Genomic DNA, 15,893 nt, shown 5'->3' on the forward strand with positions numbered 1-15,893 from the left:
GTCGGTAGTTAAATCATTCCGCAGCCCTTAGGGCTGTCAAGGCCGCCGGACCATCATTGTATAACTTAGCCTTTTCTGGCTGTTATGAAATTCAATGAAAAAATGAGATTATGGGAGATGGCTCTAACAATAGGGGGTTAAACCGCTGAATAGTGCCGTTAAGGAAAAGCTGGCAGAATTCAATGCGAAACCCTTCCAGAAAAAGAACGGAAGCAGGCTTTCTGCATTCGAAGATGAGGAAAAATCCTATCTCCTGCCATTACCTGCTTCCACGTATGAGATTGCCGTCTGGGCAACTGCAACCATACAGCCCGATTATCTCATAACTGTGGATAAAATCAAGTATTCGGTACCTTATGAATTTATTGGCAAGGAAGTTAACATCCGTTACACTGGCAAAGCCATAGAGGTGTTTTTTCATAACAACCGGATTGCCTCACATGTCCGGAGATTTGGTATCTGTGATCCGGTCATACTGCCGGAACATATGCCTGAGAACCACAGACAATATCTTGCCTATACCACTACAAACTTTCTTGAATGGGCAGCTGGAGTAGGCCGATCAACCGAGGCGGTCATGAAAGTTCTACTGACTGCCAATAAAGTCGAGAAACAATCCTATCCGTCTTGCAAGACGCTTATGAAGTTGGCTGACAGATACTCCATTGAACGTATTGAAGATGCCTGTAGCAGGGCTCTTGCTTACACCCCAACCCCGAGTTTAAAGAATATCCAAATGATTCTAAAGACCGGACAGGACCGGGTAAAACCAGATAAGTCCAACCAGGCTTCTAAGCCAAGTGGGCACTATGGTTTCACAAGAGGTGCCGCATACTTTGGCGGAGGTGAATCTAATGATTAACCAACCGACCATCGAAAAACTGCACGCAATGCGGCTTAGTGCTATGGCTGATGCCTTCAAGTCACAGGATGGTGACCATTCTTATGATGCACTGTCTTTTAATGACCGCTTTGGGATGCTTGTGGATATGGAGTACCAGAAACGCCGCACAAGCAAACTGCAAAAGTCTATTAAAGCGGCCACATTTCGATATCCAGATGCATGTGTTGAAAACATCGAATACCATGTCGATCGACAATTGGACAAATCCCAGATTCTTCAGCTTTCAACCTGCCGCTATATTCATGACGGCCATCATATCCTGCTAGAAGGGGCTTCGGGAAATGGCAAAACCTATATTGCCTGTGCACTTGGCATCGCAGCCTGTAGAAACTTTCTAACAGTCCGCTATATCCGACTCCCCGAACTATTGAATGATCTTGTCATTGCCAAGGGAGAAGGCACCTACAAGAAATTAATCAAAGCATACCAAAAAGTAGATCTATTGATTCTTGACGAGTGGCTCCTTAAGCCACTTTCTACAGACCAGGCGATGGAACTGTTCGAAATTGTGGAAGCACGAACCAGAGGGGGCTCCATGATATTTTGTACACAGTTTGATCCGCGCGGCTGGTATGATCGTATCGGCACTGCCGAAGATGGAACCGTATCGGAGGCCATTATTGATCGCATTAAGCACAATTCTTTTGAAATATTAATCGATGGAAATATATCCATGCGTGAGCGCCACGGCATAAAATCCAACAAGTCGGGAGGAACCGACTTATGAAAAAGAAGAATTACAAAGAACGGTATGAAGAATTGCATGATCTTTTTAATGAGCTCTTATCCGGCCATAGACTAGTTTTAGAAAGCATTGGCGAACTGCGAGCAGAAAATGAAATTCTCAAAGGGATTCTGCACAAGTATGGCATAGAAATTCCAGCCAAACATGTTGATTTCTAATCGAAGTTAGCATCTAACTGGGGATATGCTACTTCGGCAGCATATCCTCAGTAGATAATACTGGAATTGCCAAGGTGTCCTATTAATCGAGACAAGTGCTCAATTTGGCCGTGACCGGTGCTCTAATTCACCGAGAAACCTGCTCTACCAAAACGAAATATTCATTTAAGTATTCCTTTCAACTAATTCTGTAGATAAAGTATTCTATAACGTTTGACGAAAATTGAGGCATTTTTGATTATCAGTTTACATTATTAATTATCCATGTCTAGAGCCAAATAAAGAAAAATTAAATCAAATGGTGTTTGCAGTTGGCCGTAGCTTTACCTGATACCTTTCTAAGAAGCTTAGTGCATAAAAATACCCATCCTGGTGGATGGGTGAAGTGTTAATTTTATCTTATTTTCCAGGAAACTTAATAACCTTGGCCGTTTCTAATTCTTCTTTTTTTCTTTCCTTCATGAATTCTTCTAAGTCTTTCCAGCCACCTTCTGTGATCCCCTTGCCTACTTCAAAGGTAATCTTGTCACCCACCATCAGGATTTTAGTGAGGTGGTTGCAGTTTGCAACCTCAGCCTGATTACCCTTCTCCTCATAAAACAACCTGGCAGCATTTACCGCTTTTATCACCATCATGTATTCATCGTCAGTTAAGTCAATATTCATTAAAACTTCCACTCCTTTGCCACCAACCCCGCATCCCTATTGTAATTAGATTTCCTTACGTATTGGATTACTTTCCATTCCAACTGAATCCTCAACCCTATATCTTATTAGAAAAGTTGTCATTAATATGAGACTGCCATAACTGAAGAACATTATAAGATAATTATAAAAAGCAAAAAAACTGGTTTCTAAAATAAAAGAAAATGGGATAAAGGCAAGACTGATTATGATTAGGATAATTGGAGTTAGATCAAAGATAAAAATCCAGGTGAACCACCTGAAGAGGTTATCTTTGTTAAGATTGTACATTTTAATTGATGTCTTAATGCCGTAGAAGTTGATAACACCAGTTGCTATTTGTATGGGTAAGTAAGAGAACTGACTGAGTAATTTAACCTGTGTGACTATCACTGAACCGACCCAAATTAATACAATAACTGCTAACCAAAATGGTTTAATGAAATTGCTAAAAGTTGTTTTTATGGGATAGTTGTAAAGAGAATAAACTAACAAAAGAGCGATAATTACTCTAAAACCTTGGTTTATAGAGGCATTTATTTGTTGAATAACGTTGAGTAATTCGGGGTTTAGGGAAGCCTGATTAGCCCAGATATAATGACTATATAAATAGTTTTTAACTTTTAAGAAGACTGAGATACTTATGCTAACAGATATCCACTTAAATAAGTGGTAACCTGTTCTCTTATAGTGACGCCAAGCTAGAACTACTATAAGAACGTTTAGTAAGAACGTCACTTGGTTAATAACGTTGTATGCTCTTATGTCCACCCCTTTAAAAATACCAGATTGTGAGATTAAGACTGATAGGCCCAATAGGATGCCAAACGCAATAGGTATAAACTGTTTATAGTTACTCAACTAACACACTTCCTAAGTAATATTTTTTGGTATTTCTTGATATTTCTCTACCCTTCAGGATTTTCCCTTGCATATTTCAAACTTCTATATGCAAGATATTTATTTATTTCCTATTATAGTAAAGTAAATTTTATAATTAATTTTATACAACATTTTATTTTTGATAAGTCATGCTATTTGTTTTGAATTATTATACAGGAAATACTTCATCCGGATTGAATAAGCTTATAATAAATATTCTTTCGGAGGCATTCATGGACTGGCAAATAATCTTAGCCATTCTCCTTGGTTCTTCCATTTTGCTGGCTGATTGGTTTAATTTCTTACCGAACTCTAAGGGAAATAGGAAATATTCAATTATATCTCTACTTCTTATCCTATTATTTATTCTTAAAGATACGCTAAATATCGTTAGCTAATCAGTTCTGAGGTAATCCAAAATAGGTTTAAGGAGGAAACCAATGAGGAAGCCATTATCTATTAAAGCATCATTGATGGTTGGTATTTTAATTCTATTAACTATTGTAGTCCTAATTGGAGATAACAGTACTGCCGCAGGATACTCTTTCTTTATGGGCCTCGCCCTCTGGGCAATTTCTGCATTGATAGGTGGAGCAATAGGAAATTTAGGCGACAGAATTAGAACAATTAATTACTCCCCAGACCGTGAGCAAGTAGAAAGGTCAAGATGGGCAAGTATGTTCTTTTATATAGGCTTACCCGGAGTAGTAGTGGGATTTGTCTTCTTATATATGGGTTGGTTTTAGTTCTAGCTTTTTTGCAAAAAAATATGTCCTCTGTCTTTCTCTACAGTAGGAGATGAAATAAATGAACGATAAAAAACTATTACATTATGCATTGAAGATCATAGGATTCCTTATTTTATTAAGTGTTCCAATATATAGCCCCGCGAAAAACATTGGGGTTGCTTTGATTATTCTTGGTATGTCTATATTAACGTTTTCTGATTTAATGGTAGATACCTTGCCCAAAAGGTTTCTAATTCTAGAATTTTGCTATGTCATCTCTTTATTTATTCTTGGATTAATTTATAACGATGCAACCATTCGGCTTGGATTAATAATCCTTTTAATTGGGGGATTATGGCTAATTGAAAAATATTATAAAGTTAAACAGCAAAATAAAGAGATTAATAAATAGTAACTTCAAACCTATTTAAAGAACTATTTACAAATTTAACTATATTGAAAGTGGAGGTTTACCACTTGAAATTAGAACTACTTAAAAGTCCTATGGCTTTTATCATTTTATTGATTTTTAGTACAGGTATTTTTTATTATTTAAAGCCAGTTCCCACTCCACCGGTAAACAATGTAATTAAAATTGAAAGTGTGAGTAAAAAAATTATTTCTAATGATGGAACAGTAGCTTACTCCCTAAAAATTAAAAATATATGTGAATATCCTATTCGTCATCTGACTGTTCTAATAGGTCACAATACTATTACTTATCCTAATGGCAACATGACTATAGAAGAATTACCTTATTGGCTAGAGGGAAGCACTCAGTTACCTTTTAGGGATTTACGGCCAGGTGAGGAGATCACATTTACTTCGATTGATAATAACGGTGCACTGGGAAAGTTGGTTCCTGAAGTAGACAATACGAGTTTAGCATATAAAATACGTGCTTATATTGTAATAAGAGGTCAAGAGGTTCCCTTTACTTCCGGAGGAAGTCGAAGAATATAGATACCTCCAGCATATTAAAGGAGCATTATGAAATATCTAAAATCTACTTTTTGGTTAATGATAATGATTGGTGTAACGACTATTTATAACTATAGATTTAAACCGGTTCTAACAATAGGTGGACAAGTTGGGGATATAACTCCAGAGAATACTTTTGCTTCTATTATTTATCTAATAAGTTGGTTAGCCCTTTCTGTAGTTTGCGGCTATTGGCAACATAAGGAGGCACTGATAGCTGCAATAATATATTCTCTCATGCCTTATGCCGGGGTATTTGTAGGATCAATCTTCGCCTGGACACCCTTAGTAGTACTAATAACAATTCCTCACTATTGGAAAGTTCCAATCCAAGGTGTTTGTTACGAAATGCCAGCTCTAGAACAACTGGTTTTGCTTTTACTACCAGTAATTTTTCTAGTTGGTTATGACTTGGGTAAGTATCTAAAACTCAGAATTAAATTTATCAATAGAGAGGTCTAATAGGAATCTAAACCATGAAAACAAGGAGGGCATGAAATGTGGTTTAAACTTTTTAAGGAACAAACTGGAGCAGCAATGATTGGTGTCACCATTGTTGTTGGCTTAACAATAGGAACAATTGGTTCTAGCCCTTATATATCTGATACCTTATCACCTAAAAATAATGCCTCCATTTATCCGAAAAACTCCAATGGTCAAACATATGGTTCTGCTTTATATGCCAATTCTCCAGAAGAAGAACCAGACCTAATTTCGGTATTAGGTGATCACGGTAAAAGTGGTTATGCTCTAAAACAAGACTTTTATGGACCAGAACCTAATACACCGGAGGAAGCTTTGGTGTACATGAGAAATAGGCCAAAGGTTAATAAAATTAATGTATATGCCACCGATGGTAAGACCATTATTGATACTTATAGTATTTTTAATCCAACAATAATTATAGATGTAAAAATGAGATAAACAGAGACCACCTAACCATAGGTGGCTTCTTAAGTGTCACATAAGTAGAAAATGATCGTAGGTGAATTTTGTGAACACAATTGAAGAATTTAAAATGGTAAAAAAGTACAAAACATTAGCACTAATAACTATTTTTCTTACAATTCCTACTGTGTTTTTAATATATTCAGAACATAGTGTAACCCAGAATTTAGGTTATATATTATTTTTTCTATTGGTTGTTTTAGGATTATTCTTTTGTTACAAATATCAATGCCCTGCCTGTGGAAAAGTTCAAGATATGAGGTTTGAGTTCAGTCGAACTGTTCATTGCCCAAAATGCGGTGCTCAATTACAAGAAAAGGACCACGAAAACTGGACTGGTATTAGATGATACACTTACCTGCTTCAGTCAGAAGGTCTTCTATTGAATATTGACCTTTCAGTTAACCTATTGATAGACCTTCATAAAGGGAAGGTTTATTTTTTTATGGCAGGCATAACAGTCAAGGTCATCTTCGGCAGCGTGCCATGCTTATATGCATTCCTTTTGGGTCGGCACCCTGCCTCTCCTCTGGGTCTAGGCCGCACACTGCTGGCAGCCCGCTTTCGTGACAGTACTTTGGGGTCATGGGCTCCAGCAGAGTGCTCGCTGGTCTTCGCGTGTCCTTCTACCCCAGCCCTCCAACCTCCCGCCCCAATCATGGGGCCGGGAGGCTTTTAGTGTTCCCATTCTAAGCAACCGTTGTATGATTCGCGGCAAACTCTGAAGTCATGCCTCCCATGCCTTCCCATTATACTTCGCCTTTGCCGTTGCAAGCACGTTGCTTTTGTGACAATGGCAGAGCTGGCTTACAAGGCAGCAGAGCGGTCTATAAAGTAGCATCATTTCTTTATCTTAAAAAATCGTGTTTCCTTAATTCATCATTTATAATTTCAACAGCTCTTTCGGGACTTTGGGAATAGCAAAAAATAAACATCTTACCCTCACCTATTTCGCCACCATCGCAAAATCCAGCGTTTTCATTTTGTAGTCGTCTATCCAGCAGATCTTCTATGAAGTATCTTGTATCAAGATTTTCTGATGTACCAAACCCATCGCTTTCTAACTTGAATTCTATAGGTATTTGGTAGTACTGCTCTTCTGTGGCTTCATCATCTAGTAAGTTATTAGAGTCATTTGTATATGTATCTTCTTCTAGCAGAATACCTTCTTTGTTTGCAGCGGCATCCCATTTGCTTCCTGTAAATGTATGGTCATAGTAATGTTCGAATTGACGGTTTTCAAAATATAATTTTGTGAAAGCCATTAATGAGCCGGAAGTATATTCAGTAATGTAAGAAAGGTATGGTTCTCTAGCCTTGTCGCTTTCTAATCTTACCAGTTCCAATTCCTCTTCCGTTGCAGGTCTAATAAGCTTTCCATCAAAGCGGTTTACATTTTCACCGTTTAATTTATTAGGAAGTCTCATTCCTTTGACCTTAACCGGCGCATGTCCAATATACTCCCATTCTATGTCCGGATAATCTGCATCAAATATATTGGCGATGGCTATTATGCCTTTATTAGTTAACGTTTCTAATTCAGGTATGCCAGTAGACACATAATCAAATATCACACAGAGCCTTGCACCAAGTCGGTTGCGGCTACTATTTGCCCAAAACATCGTGAGTCGTAATTGATCTTAAATGTAAAGATATCTCCAACTACAACTCCTTTTCTCTTTTGCTTGGCCAATTCTGGCATCCCTCCGCTGTTACTTGATACTCCACTTTAAGATGCTACGAAAGACCAACAAATTTTACATGCTCATCCTTAACCATTTTGATAAATTGCTCTTGGACTTGTATATCGTATTTTAATGCATGTGCACTTCCTGGCTTTAGGAGTGTCCTGATTACTTTTTTATTATTACGAAGAATAAATGAATATCTGTAGTCATCATCTAGTTCTTTAAACCATTCTTCCTGTGATAATTCATTAATTACTCTTTCAAGTTTAATTAGCTGATTAAAAGGCCACCACCTAAAAGGAAGCCATAATAGGAACTCTATAAAAAGATTAAAGAGAAATTCAAGCATTGATATCTCCTATACTTCAAACCTAGCCCAGTAACAATCCCTCATATTTCCCGCTGGTGTCCAGGTGGTGAATTTCACTCTACCCCTAATTCCCTTAGGCAGCCAGATGGTGAGGCCATCCTCTTTTCCGTAACGGGATAAGATTTCCCAGAGAGCTGCTCTTTCTGTCTTATTTATGCCAAGGGCATGGCCCTGAACTCTGTCGTCAGTGCCTACCAAGACATAACCGTCCTTTGGTTTATAACCCAGTACATTGACTACTATCTCTTTATAGTCCTTAATCTTTACCCAGTTGCTTGATCTCCGGTGTTCGTATCGGCTGTTTTTCTTTTTAGCTACCATACCCTCTAAATCATTTCCCGTTACAGCTTCCCAGAGTAGTTGGCCTCTGCCATCAATCCAGTCTATTTTGGTAATATGTTCGCTGTCCTCCAGTGCCCCGGCTAAGATTTCTTTCCGTTCCAGCAGCGGCAGGCCTGTTAAGTTTTGATTATCATGCCACAGTATGTCCCAAACCACATAAAAGGCAGGCCTCTTTTCCACTAGTGAAGATGTCCTGCCTGGCCTAGCCAAGTATCTGCTCATAACCCCTTCAAAGTCAGGTTTCCCATTGGTAAGTACCGTAATTTCTCCATCAAGGATGGCCTCCTTGGCATTTAACAATGGATTATGTAACTCTGGAAAAGCAGCCGTACATTCCCGGCCTGTTTTCGATTGCAGGCGCACGTTTCCCTGGGAATAGTGCATGATACAGCGAACTCCGTCAACCTTCCATTCGAATATGTGGTCATCGGAATTAAAGGGGATTTCTACCTTTTCCAGCAGCATTGGTTTAACGGGGAAGGTAAGCAAGGTATCACCTCAGGAGTAGTATGGCCGGGTTGAGGTGAAGTAATTTGCTGTTATTATCCACTGAACAATATTAATGAATTACTTATAATCATGGGTATTTTTTTTATTCCTAGATAAACAACAAAGAGGAGTACTTGGTATCTTGTGGAAATATATTACATCAATAAACATACATACAAAAATCTTCACCTATTCAAATCTAAAATTTGCCTATTATCAGGAACTTCATTAAAAAGTCAATGAATTAGAACACTCTAATTATTTATAAAAAGTAAATTATACTAAATGGAAGTGAGTTAAAGTTGAATATAGATTACCTTGTGTTTCTCAGTCTTTTTTTAGTTTGTCTAATTATCCGTACAGGCTATGAATTGCTTAAAAAATCCGGTAAGGTTAATACGGGAAGTATGATTTTTTTTGCCATTATTTTTGTGGTTATGTTCATTTTGTGGATGAGTTGGTTCAATATGTGCCCTCAAGATCCCATACAAATCATCTTGCCTGATGTTCTACGATGGATTAGCTTTAGTCTAACCATGATTGGGTTTGGCTTGGCGCTAGGAACTGTATATCAGCTAAGGGGCTTGGAAAACATTAATCATCTTGTAACCACCGGGTTGTTTTTAAAGTTCCGCCACCCAATGTATACCGGATTTATACTCTGGATTATAGGTTGGGCGGTTTATCATAGTGCTATCATCAGCCTAGTAGCAGGGCTCTTTGGTATCGGTAACATCCTTTATTGGCGGCAACTAGAGGAAGATGAACTGGAATCACGTTACGGAGAAGTATACCGTGAATATCGCAAGGGAACTTGGTTTTAAAAACTTAATTGACACGCTTATTTAAAATTGTGCATTATTAAATGATTAAATGTTGTTATTAAATATAAATGTTTATATTTAATTATTAGCTGCACATCTTAGCAAATGTTCAACAATGATAGATTATCGGTTTGACCGTAGCTTCGGCTTCTACCTTTCTTAGTTAGCTAAGGTGCATAATAAGACCCCCTCGCGGTGAGGGGGTAACAGGGAATTATTACTTGATTATCTGCCCGGAAATTTGATCACTTTGGATTCATCCTGGTTCATCTGCTTTCTTTCCCTAAGGAATTCCTCCAAGTCCTTCCATCCACCTTCTGTGATGCCCTTGCCTACTTCGAAGCTGATCTTGTCAGCCACCATCAGAATTTTAGTTAGATGATTACAGTTTCCTACCTGAACCGTATTACCATTTTGTTCATAGAAAAACCTCGCTGTATTTACAGCTGTAATCATCATCGCGTATTCCTCAGTGGTTAAATCAATGATCACTAAACTTCCACTCCTTTGCCACCATCCCCGGGGCTAGGTCTTGGGGTTCTCCTTCCACCATCTGAAAAGCATAGTCATCCTCTTCCGGTTCTTCTTCGTCATCTATGGTTTCCCCTTCTGACTTTACAAGTGAAAGGTGTTTTTTATCGGTGGTACAGTCGGCCAAGCTTACCTGCACCGGTGTGATAACCACCATAATGGGCTCGTTGGGGCGGAATTGTTTTAGCTCAAGCAGGTTCTCATCGGTTAGTTCAATATCATCCAGGATTACCCTGATGGATTGAGCCCAGCCATCGGTCAGGGTTCGGTTGGCTATTTCTATTTTCTTTATTCTGGCCTTAAAGTCAGCTTGTCTCATGGTAAATTATACCTCCTTAATTAATCATAAAGCTAGGGGCAGGGCTTTAATGGTTACCTCCGCCCGCTCAGTGATGCCTGTTTGTACTATTACCTTCGCCTTTAATTCCACCACTTGCCGGTCGTCCAGGTAGGCTATTTTGTTCAAGCCATCGCTGACTGATTTAACGTAGTTGTCCAAATCCCCGGGACGGGAAGTTAGGAATAAATTTATCTCCAAGGCAACCGGCCCGGCATAGGGCCTGCGGAAAACTGTATAGGCAACTTCGGCCACTTTCTTCTCATACTCCTTGCAATTCTTTGGGGTATATATGCTGCCGTTTTTACCTACCCGGGGCCTTTGCTTGGGTACCGGTCGACCCGGAATGCTAAAGGAAACTTTCATAGGTTCACCCTCTTACTGCAGCCGGAAGTTATATTCCTGGCCCTCGACAATTATTGTGTGTCCTTTACCCCGCTCCAGGATGCGGGAGCCTAGGGCCTTGTCTAGTTCCAGCAACTTATCGCCTAGCCGCTCACTGTTTATTATAGTGGGTAATAGGTTTAGGTACCGGTAGTTGATCACTTCAAAAACAAGTTCCATCACCCAGTCGCTGGGCTTCTCCCGTCCTTTGAAAAGGTCGTCCCAGATTAAGACCGGCACAGTTTTCATCTTCTCCACCTTCTGGTTAATGCTGTCCTCACTCTTTTGCTGGAAGTTTTTTAGCAGTTCCTTAATACCCTCCACATGAGGGAAATATAGAACCGGTATTGGCTTAGCCAGCAAATTATTGGCCACGGCCATACTAAGGTGCGTTTTGCCACAGCCCGGTTCACCCAAAAATACCAGCCAGTTGTTTTCCAGGTGCTGCAACTCATTAAAGCTATCGGCATAGTCCTTGGCACACTGATACATGGCCCAGATAATCTGTGGTTTGCCTTCAAACTTAAAGTTGGTAAAGCTTTTGGCTCGAAAGGCAGGGGTAATTTGTGAGCTTTTAATTAACCGTTCCAGTTTTCTTTGCTGCTGGCAGGGGCAAGTTTCCACCAAGTTATCAGAAATAAACACAATGCCCCTGTCCTGACATTTGTCACATTTATAGGTATTTGCCACCGTTCCAGAGGAATTTGCTCCAGTCGATGTTGGTAATTTGATCAGGTTGGCTATTGGTTCCACTCTCTGAACCTCCTTTTTCTTTTAATAAGCGGCGCATAATTCCCGCTGTGTAATCTTGGTTCTTACCCGGGTATTTGCATAGATGAAGCTCAATGGCTTCCATAACAATCCCCACAGGAAACCGTTCCCAATAGTTCATTTCTTTTGCGACGTTGGTAGATGGTATAGTCCTGTTCTTATGTGTTCGGCTAATCATTTGCCAGTAGTTCAGGAGCTTATCCGTCTGCGTTCTGGTGTATCTGGGAAACCGCGTGAGAATGTCTTTAATTGTTTCTTGTCCATTATTACCCCTAAGGGGGGGTTGGGGGGTTATCCCCTTTTCTTTAATAATTTCTTTAACCTTTTCTTTAGGGAGCTGGGAGGTCTTGTAATGATTGGCCTCCGGGTCCCTGGTGGTTGGTATTTTACCTATTGATTGGTTGGTAAAACACCAATTGCTTGTTGGTGAAATACCAACTTCAGAGCCGTCATTAGTTGGTGTTTTACCAACTTGAATATCGTTTGTAGTTAGTATTTTGCCACCTTTAGAATCCTTAGTGGTTAGTATTTTGCCAACTCTGGACTGACCTAAATTTTTATTTAATACCTCATTCCATCTTTCATTACTAATGGAGTGAGCCAGTCCCACTTGCCAGCATTCATAGTCTTTGTTTAGGGTAATTTGCTCACCGTCAATAAAGAGCACCTCAGCCTGGGATAAATGGGCCAATTCTTGCCCAATATCTGTTTTATGAATCCCCACCAATTCAAAATCCATTGGTCGTAAGAGAGCAAATTTTTTACCACAGCCGTAGCTCATGCGAATAACCAGGTCTAGTATTTTTCGCTGTCTTTTGCTGAAGTTAGCCTGCATTATGGCTGTGTATAGTTCGTTAGATAGCCTGGTAAATTGCTCTGGCTGGGGATTGGCCACCGTGCAGACACTCCTTTCTTAAATTTCAGATCTCTAAAGCAGGTATAATTTAGAATATACAGAATGATTTTTAAATAAGTTTAAGTATTATCTATAACACTTCTTAAAACAGGAGTTGATAATCATGCTTAGACATTTAACACAGACTCTTTTAGTTACATGGATATTAATGATATTAAATGCCTTCATTTTCTGGCCCCAGCCATTACTAATATTTAGAGCAATATTTTTTGTTTTGCACAAAAAGTTAACCTCCGATGCTTCTATTACCTGGAGATTTATAGGCACCTTTGGGTTAGCTGATATTTATAGCATTTTATTAATACTTCTCCCGATCATCTCTGCTTTACTTATAGCTATACAATTGCTAAGGCGTAAGGAAAATAGATGTAATACTGTAATGTAATATATTTGGTTTAGGAAGTGATATATATGAACAAGTCTTTGATACGTTTCTTAGGTTATTTAACCTATGTAATTTTGCTAGGCTATATTGTTTTCAAGGGTACTGAATACCAACATTACCTAAAACAACAAAAACTAATGACTTATCATGCATATCCTGAATTCCTCTTTATGTCGTTCTTCCCAATCACAATAGGAATTCTACTTGCATCACCACACCTTATTGCAGTATTAAAGAAGAGTGGTTTATGGTCTTTTGATTGGATAAAATTCACCGCCATAGGTTTGCCTACCCTTTACCTAGCTATACTTCCGGCTACTTATTTTTCTAATCTTGGGCAGTATCTACCCAGTGCCTTAGGTAATATCATGATAATGTATTCAATTTTCCCTCAGGAACTTAGCGGTATCATATTTGGTTATTTATTAATTTCAGTATTTGATAAAAGAGCCTTTGCAGAATCTTGAAATCATGAATTAAGTAGTTCATTCTATAAATATATTGGAGGTACAAATGGGTAACCGAGATTTGAAAAATAAAGATGAACAATACAAAACCCAAATTTTATTTGGAGTCAAAATATTACTATACTTGATATTGGGTTTTATAGTTTCAACAGCGATACTTATTTTGATAAATATACAGGCTTGAATATTTAAGACTGAGCACCCCGCTCCAAAAGTCGCCCTCGTTTAGGGAATGGAGCGGGGTTATTCAGTTGTCGGCTTGGTTATTTAAATCTCTGATACATTCCCTTCCTCCACCCAGAACAGCTTAACTCCTTCAATACTAGGATTTTGGGGTGGTACCTCACCAACGGTGGTAAACACCAGCACCTGGTCATATTCCTCGGCCAGGTCCAGCAACATACCCGTAAGTAAATCCCGGTTTTCCTGATCCAGCATATCTGCCTCATCAATGGCCAGGAAGGAAAGACCGACGGCATGGCTAAGGGCCTCTTGTACGGCAATGCCTACCCTTAGCTGTTCAGACTTGGATAGGAGTTTTAGTGGCAGCATCGGTCCACCATTGGTTCGGCAGAGGAGTTCCATATTCTCGCCTAGAGATAATTGATAGCCCCCTTCAGTTAGCCTGTTCAGGCGGTCATTTACCCGGCTTTGGAAACTATCCAGCAAGCTGGCTAACATATTCTTACGAACACCTTCCGGGCCCAGGGCCTTGACCAGTACCTCCATGTCCTCGACCTCCGTGGTCAGGGTGGCCAAATTCTGCTTCATTTCTTCTCGCCGCTTAGCCAAGGCAGAAAGTTCTCCGGCCTTAATTAGCTGCTCCTCGGCTTTAGCAATCTGTTGGTCCAAGACTCGTATTTCCTTAGCTAATTCTGTGCTGTTCCCTTGTTCTTGGGGTACTTCAGCCAGTTCCTTAGCTAGGTTATCCCGGTCTGTCATTAGTTGCTTAACCATTGCCTGCAAGGTATGTAACTGGTTTCTTAGGGCCATCACTTGCCTGCTCTTCTCCTGATCCTGTTGTTGCTTAGCCCTTAGCCTTTGTAGTTCACCGCTGGTTAAATTAAGTTCTTCCTGAACACGTCTGAGGTTGGCTTTAACCCCTGTTAGTTCATCTTTGGCCAGCTGATACTCGGATTTTAACTGGTCAAGTAATTCCTCTACTTGCTGGCTGCTCATGGCACAGTCGATATGCTCCGGGGCCAATGGGCAGCGGCGGTTTCGGCTGCCTAAAGCACTGCAAGCTTCTCCTAGGGTGCTTAGTCGATTATTAAGCCCTTCAGCCCGGCTTTTTAGTGCGGATGATTGGTCGTTAAGGTAATTAAGCCTATCTATTAAGTCATTTTCCTGCTGTTCTGTCCGGTCATCACTCTCTGTGGAAACAATCGTTCCATACTCCTTGGTTCTCTCGCTTAGTTCTAATACTTTATCCTGGTTGTCCTTAAGCTTGGCTTCCAGTGAGTCTAGCTGCGGTTTAAGGGCTTGCTGTCGGGCTGCGGTGTTTCCCTTAAGGCGTAGGTATTCATCCCTTTGACTTCTTAATTGACTAAGGTGCACTTTAATATCATTTATCTGCCCGGGTAAACGGGTCTCCCCAATTGGTTCTACCATTTCTGCCAGGGCTGCTTCTAACTGCTGCTTGTCTCTCTTTAAGTCCCGGCGCAGTTCCTTGGCCCTTTTCTCCATTACATCCAGCACTTCTGGTCCACCTGTAATATTAGCCGGGTAGTAATGTCGTGCCTTATTGGCCAAAGCCTCTGCCCTATCCTCTGGCTGCCCTCTATCTTTCAACCAGGTGGCTAACCTATTGGCAACTAACTCGGCGGTAAAGCTAAGCCCATATGCATTAAAGAGAAAATTTCTCTGCTCAGCTTGTGTTAATGAAAGAAATGCTCCGGCACTAAGGGCCAGGTGCAGCTTGTCTTCATCTGTGGATAGGTGGTTTAAGATGGCAGCCTGCCCTTCCACAGTATTCATTACTTTGCCCACATGCAGGGTGTGGGGTGGCATTGTTCTCACAATACCACCTAAACCCTCAACCTCTATAGCCACCGCTGCCTGCTTTGCTCCTTGCCGAACCAATTCCGCTGCCCCTCTGCCTCCCTTATCTGTCCAGACACATTTGCCCATAAGGCCCCATTCAGTGGCAGCTAATAGTGAAGATTTACCGGCATTGTTATGCCCCACAAAAAAGTTTATCTTATCCAGCTTAAGATGGGTCTGTTTATGGTTACGGAAATTTTCTACCGTTAGTGTATTGATTTTCACGGATCCAGCCTCCATAATATTAATTGGAAATTTTCTTTTGTTGGCCGCCCTACAAGTTTGCGTCTTGTAGAGCGGCTTCTTTATTTACGGT

Annotated in this window: 23 protein-coding genes; 12 read left to right on the plus strand and 11 right to left on the minus strand. The window is 40.1% G+C overall.

What is annotated here, in order from left to right; translation table 11 throughout:
- Positions 1 to 253 precede the first annotated feature (253 nt).
- The 3 genes from P6N53_RS16195 to P6N53_RS16205 are packed head-to-tail and all read left to right on the plus strand — an operon-like array spanning position 254 to position 1,807.
- A complete protein-coding gene (locus tag P6N53_RS16195; protein WP_373323067.1) occupies positions 254 to 862 on the plus strand; it encodes a Mu transposase domain-containing protein in 609 nt (202 codons plus the stop codon).
- A complete protein-coding gene (locus tag P6N53_RS16200) occupies positions 855 to 1,631 on the plus strand; it encodes an ATP-binding protein (RefSeq protein WP_304545036.1) in 777 nt (258 codons plus the stop codon). The genes P6N53_RS16195 and P6N53_RS16200 overlap by 8 nt, the downstream gene beginning before the upstream one ends.
- Positions 1,628 to 1,807 (plus strand): hypothetical protein, encoded by a 180-nt coding sequence (locus P6N53_RS16205; protein ID WP_304545038.1) that lies wholly within the window; start codon positions 1,628 to 1,630, stop codon positions 1,805 to 1,807. The genes P6N53_RS16200 and P6N53_RS16205 overlap by 4 nt, the downstream gene beginning before the upstream one ends.
- 399 nt (positions 1,808 to 2,206) lie before the next feature.
- On the opposite strand, the gene P6N53_RS16210 is transcribed toward P6N53_RS16205, so the two are convergent.
- A complete protein-coding gene (locus P6N53_RS16210) occupies positions 2,207 to 2,485 on the minus strand; it encodes a hypothetical protein (protein WP_304545040.1) in 279 nt (92 codons plus the stop codon).
- Between the two features lie 1,328 nt (positions 2,486 to 3,813).
- Between P6N53_RS16210 and P6N53_RS16215 the strand changes: the two genes are divergently transcribed.
- The 6 genes from P6N53_RS16215 (at position 3,814) to P6N53_RS16240 (ending at position 6,379) form a co-directional block, all read left to right on the plus strand.
- Positions 3,814 to 4,119, plus strand: coding sequence for a DUF5316 family protein (locus P6N53_RS16215; RefSeq protein ID WP_304545041.1), 306 nt, complete (start codon positions 3,814 to 3,816; stop codon positions 4,117 to 4,119).
- A 61-nt stretch (positions 4,120 to 4,180) separates the two neighbouring features.
- On the plus strand, positions 4,181 to 4,513 hold the full coding sequence (locus tag P6N53_RS16220) for a hypothetical protein (protein WP_304545042.1): 333 nt from the start codon (positions 4,181 to 4,183) through the stop codon (positions 4,511 to 4,513).
- A 65-nt stretch (positions 4,514 to 4,578) separates the two neighbouring features.
- Positions 4,579 to 5,064 (plus strand): hypothetical protein, encoded by a 486-nt coding sequence (locus P6N53_RS16225; RefSeq protein WP_304545044.1) that lies wholly within the window; start codon positions 4,579 to 4,581, stop codon positions 5,062 to 5,064.
- Positions 5,065 to 5,091: 27 nt separating this feature from the next.
- Positions 5,092 to 5,544, plus strand: a complete 453-nt coding sequence (locus P6N53_RS16230; protein WP_304545046.1) for a hypothetical protein — start codon at positions 5,092 to 5,094, stop codon at positions 5,542 to 5,544.
- Positions 5,545 to 5,580: 36 nt separating this feature from the next.
- Positions 5,581 to 6,006, plus strand: a complete 426-nt coding sequence (locus P6N53_RS16235) for a hypothetical protein (RefSeq protein ID WP_304545048.1) — start codon at positions 5,581 to 5,583, stop codon at positions 6,004 to 6,006.
- Between the two features lie 70 nt (positions 6,007 to 6,076).
- Positions 6,077 to 6,379: an FmdB family zinc ribbon protein gene (locus P6N53_RS16240; RefSeq protein ID WP_304545050.1), complete on the plus strand. Its 303-nt coding sequence runs from the start codon at positions 6,077 to 6,079 to the stop codon at positions 6,377 to 6,379.
- Positions 6,380 to 6,878: 499 nt separating this feature from the next.
- On the opposite strand, the gene P6N53_RS16245 is transcribed toward P6N53_RS16240, so the two are convergent.
- The 4 genes from P6N53_RS16245 to P6N53_RS16260 are packed head-to-tail and all read right to left on the minus strand — an operon-like array spanning position 6,879 to position 8,919.
- Positions 6,879 to 7,604, minus strand: coding sequence for a hypothetical protein (locus P6N53_RS16245; RefSeq protein ID WP_304545052.1), 726 nt, complete (start codon positions 7,602 to 7,604; stop codon positions 6,879 to 6,881).
- A complete protein-coding gene (locus P6N53_RS16250; protein ID WP_304545054.1) occupies positions 7,601 to 7,723 on the minus strand; it encodes a hypothetical protein in 123 nt (40 codons plus the stop codon). Before P6N53_RS16250 ends, P6N53_RS16245 begins: the two co-directional genes overlap by 4 nt.
- A gap of 44 nt (positions 7,724 to 7,767) precedes the next feature.
- Entirely contained in the window at positions 7,768 to 8,067 is a 300-nt protein-coding gene (locus P6N53_RS16255) for a hypothetical protein (RefSeq protein WP_304545055.1), read from the minus strand.
- Between the two features lie 9 nt (positions 8,068 to 8,076).
- Positions 8,077 to 8,919, minus strand: a complete 843-nt coding sequence (locus P6N53_RS16260; protein ID WP_304545057.1) for an ATP-dependent DNA ligase — start codon at positions 8,917 to 8,919, stop codon at positions 8,077 to 8,079.
- Positions 8,920 to 9,221: 302 nt separating this feature from the next.
- On the opposite strand from P6N53_RS16260, the gene P6N53_RS16265 reads away from it, so the two are divergent.
- Complete coding sequence (locus tag P6N53_RS16265; RefSeq protein ID WP_304545059.1) at positions 9,222 to 9,743, plus strand: methyltransferase family protein; 522 nt, start codon at positions 9,222 to 9,224, stop codon at positions 9,741 to 9,743.
- A 225-nt stretch (positions 9,744 to 9,968) separates the two neighbouring features.
- Here P6N53_RS16265 and P6N53_RS16270 read toward each other — a convergent pair whose 3' ends face one another.
- From P6N53_RS16270 to P6N53_RS16290, 5 genes are read right to left on the minus strand one after another with little or no spacing between them, the layout of a single operon-like run.
- The gene (locus P6N53_RS16270) at positions 9,969 to 10,235 is read right to left on the minus strand and encodes a hypothetical protein (RefSeq protein ID WP_304545061.1); all 267 of its coding nucleotides are present in this window, start codon (positions 10,233 to 10,235) and stop codon (positions 9,969 to 9,971) included.
- Positions 10,225 to 10,593: a hypothetical protein gene (locus tag P6N53_RS18825; RefSeq protein WP_304545062.1), complete on the minus strand. Its 369-nt coding sequence runs from the start codon at positions 10,591 to 10,593 to the stop codon at positions 10,225 to 10,227. The genes P6N53_RS16270 and P6N53_RS18825 overlap by 11 nt, the downstream gene beginning before the upstream one ends.
- A 24-nt stretch (positions 10,594 to 10,617) precedes the next feature.
- Positions 10,618 to 10,977, minus strand: coding sequence for a RusA family crossover junction endodeoxyribonuclease (locus P6N53_RS16280; RefSeq protein WP_304545064.1), 360 nt, complete (start codon positions 10,975 to 10,977; stop codon positions 10,618 to 10,620).
- Positions 10,978 to 10,989: 12 nt separating this feature from the next.
- Positions 10,990 to 11,748, minus strand: a complete 759-nt coding sequence (locus P6N53_RS16285; protein ID WP_304545066.1) for an ATP-binding protein — start codon at positions 11,746 to 11,748, stop codon at positions 10,990 to 10,992.
- A complete protein-coding gene (locus tag P6N53_RS16290) occupies positions 11,669 to 12,661 on the minus strand; it encodes a replication protein (RefSeq protein WP_304545068.1) in 993 nt (330 codons plus the stop codon). Before P6N53_RS16290 ends, P6N53_RS16285 begins: the two co-directional genes overlap by 80 nt.
- 124 nt (positions 12,662 to 12,785) lie before the next feature.
- Between P6N53_RS16290 and P6N53_RS16295 the strand changes: the two genes are divergently transcribed.
- Positions 12,786 to 13,067, plus strand: a complete 282-nt coding sequence (locus tag P6N53_RS16295; RefSeq protein WP_304545070.1) for a hypothetical protein — start codon at positions 12,786 to 12,788, stop codon at positions 13,065 to 13,067.
- Between the two features lie 26 nt (positions 13,068 to 13,093).
- The gene (locus P6N53_RS16300) at positions 13,094 to 13,534 is read left to right on the plus strand and encodes a hypothetical protein (RefSeq protein ID WP_304545072.1); all 441 of its coding nucleotides are present in this window, start codon (positions 13,094 to 13,096) and stop codon (positions 13,532 to 13,534) included.
- A 267-nt stretch (positions 13,535 to 13,801) separates the two neighbouring features.
- On the opposite strand, the gene P6N53_RS16305 is transcribed toward P6N53_RS16300, so the two are convergent.
- Positions 13,802 to 15,802: an AAA family ATPase gene (locus P6N53_RS16305; RefSeq protein ID WP_304545074.1), complete on the minus strand. Its 2,001-nt coding sequence runs from the start codon at positions 15,800 to 15,802 to the stop codon at positions 13,802 to 13,804.
- Between the last annotated feature and the right edge of the window lie 91 nt (positions 15,803 to 15,893).

The sequence above is a fragment of the Desulforamulus aquiferis genome (genome assembly GCF_030577015.1).
In the GTDB taxonomy this organism is placed as follows: Bacteria; Bacillota; Desulfotomaculia; order Desulfotomaculales; family Desulfotomaculaceae; genus Desulfotomaculum; species Desulfotomaculum aquiferis.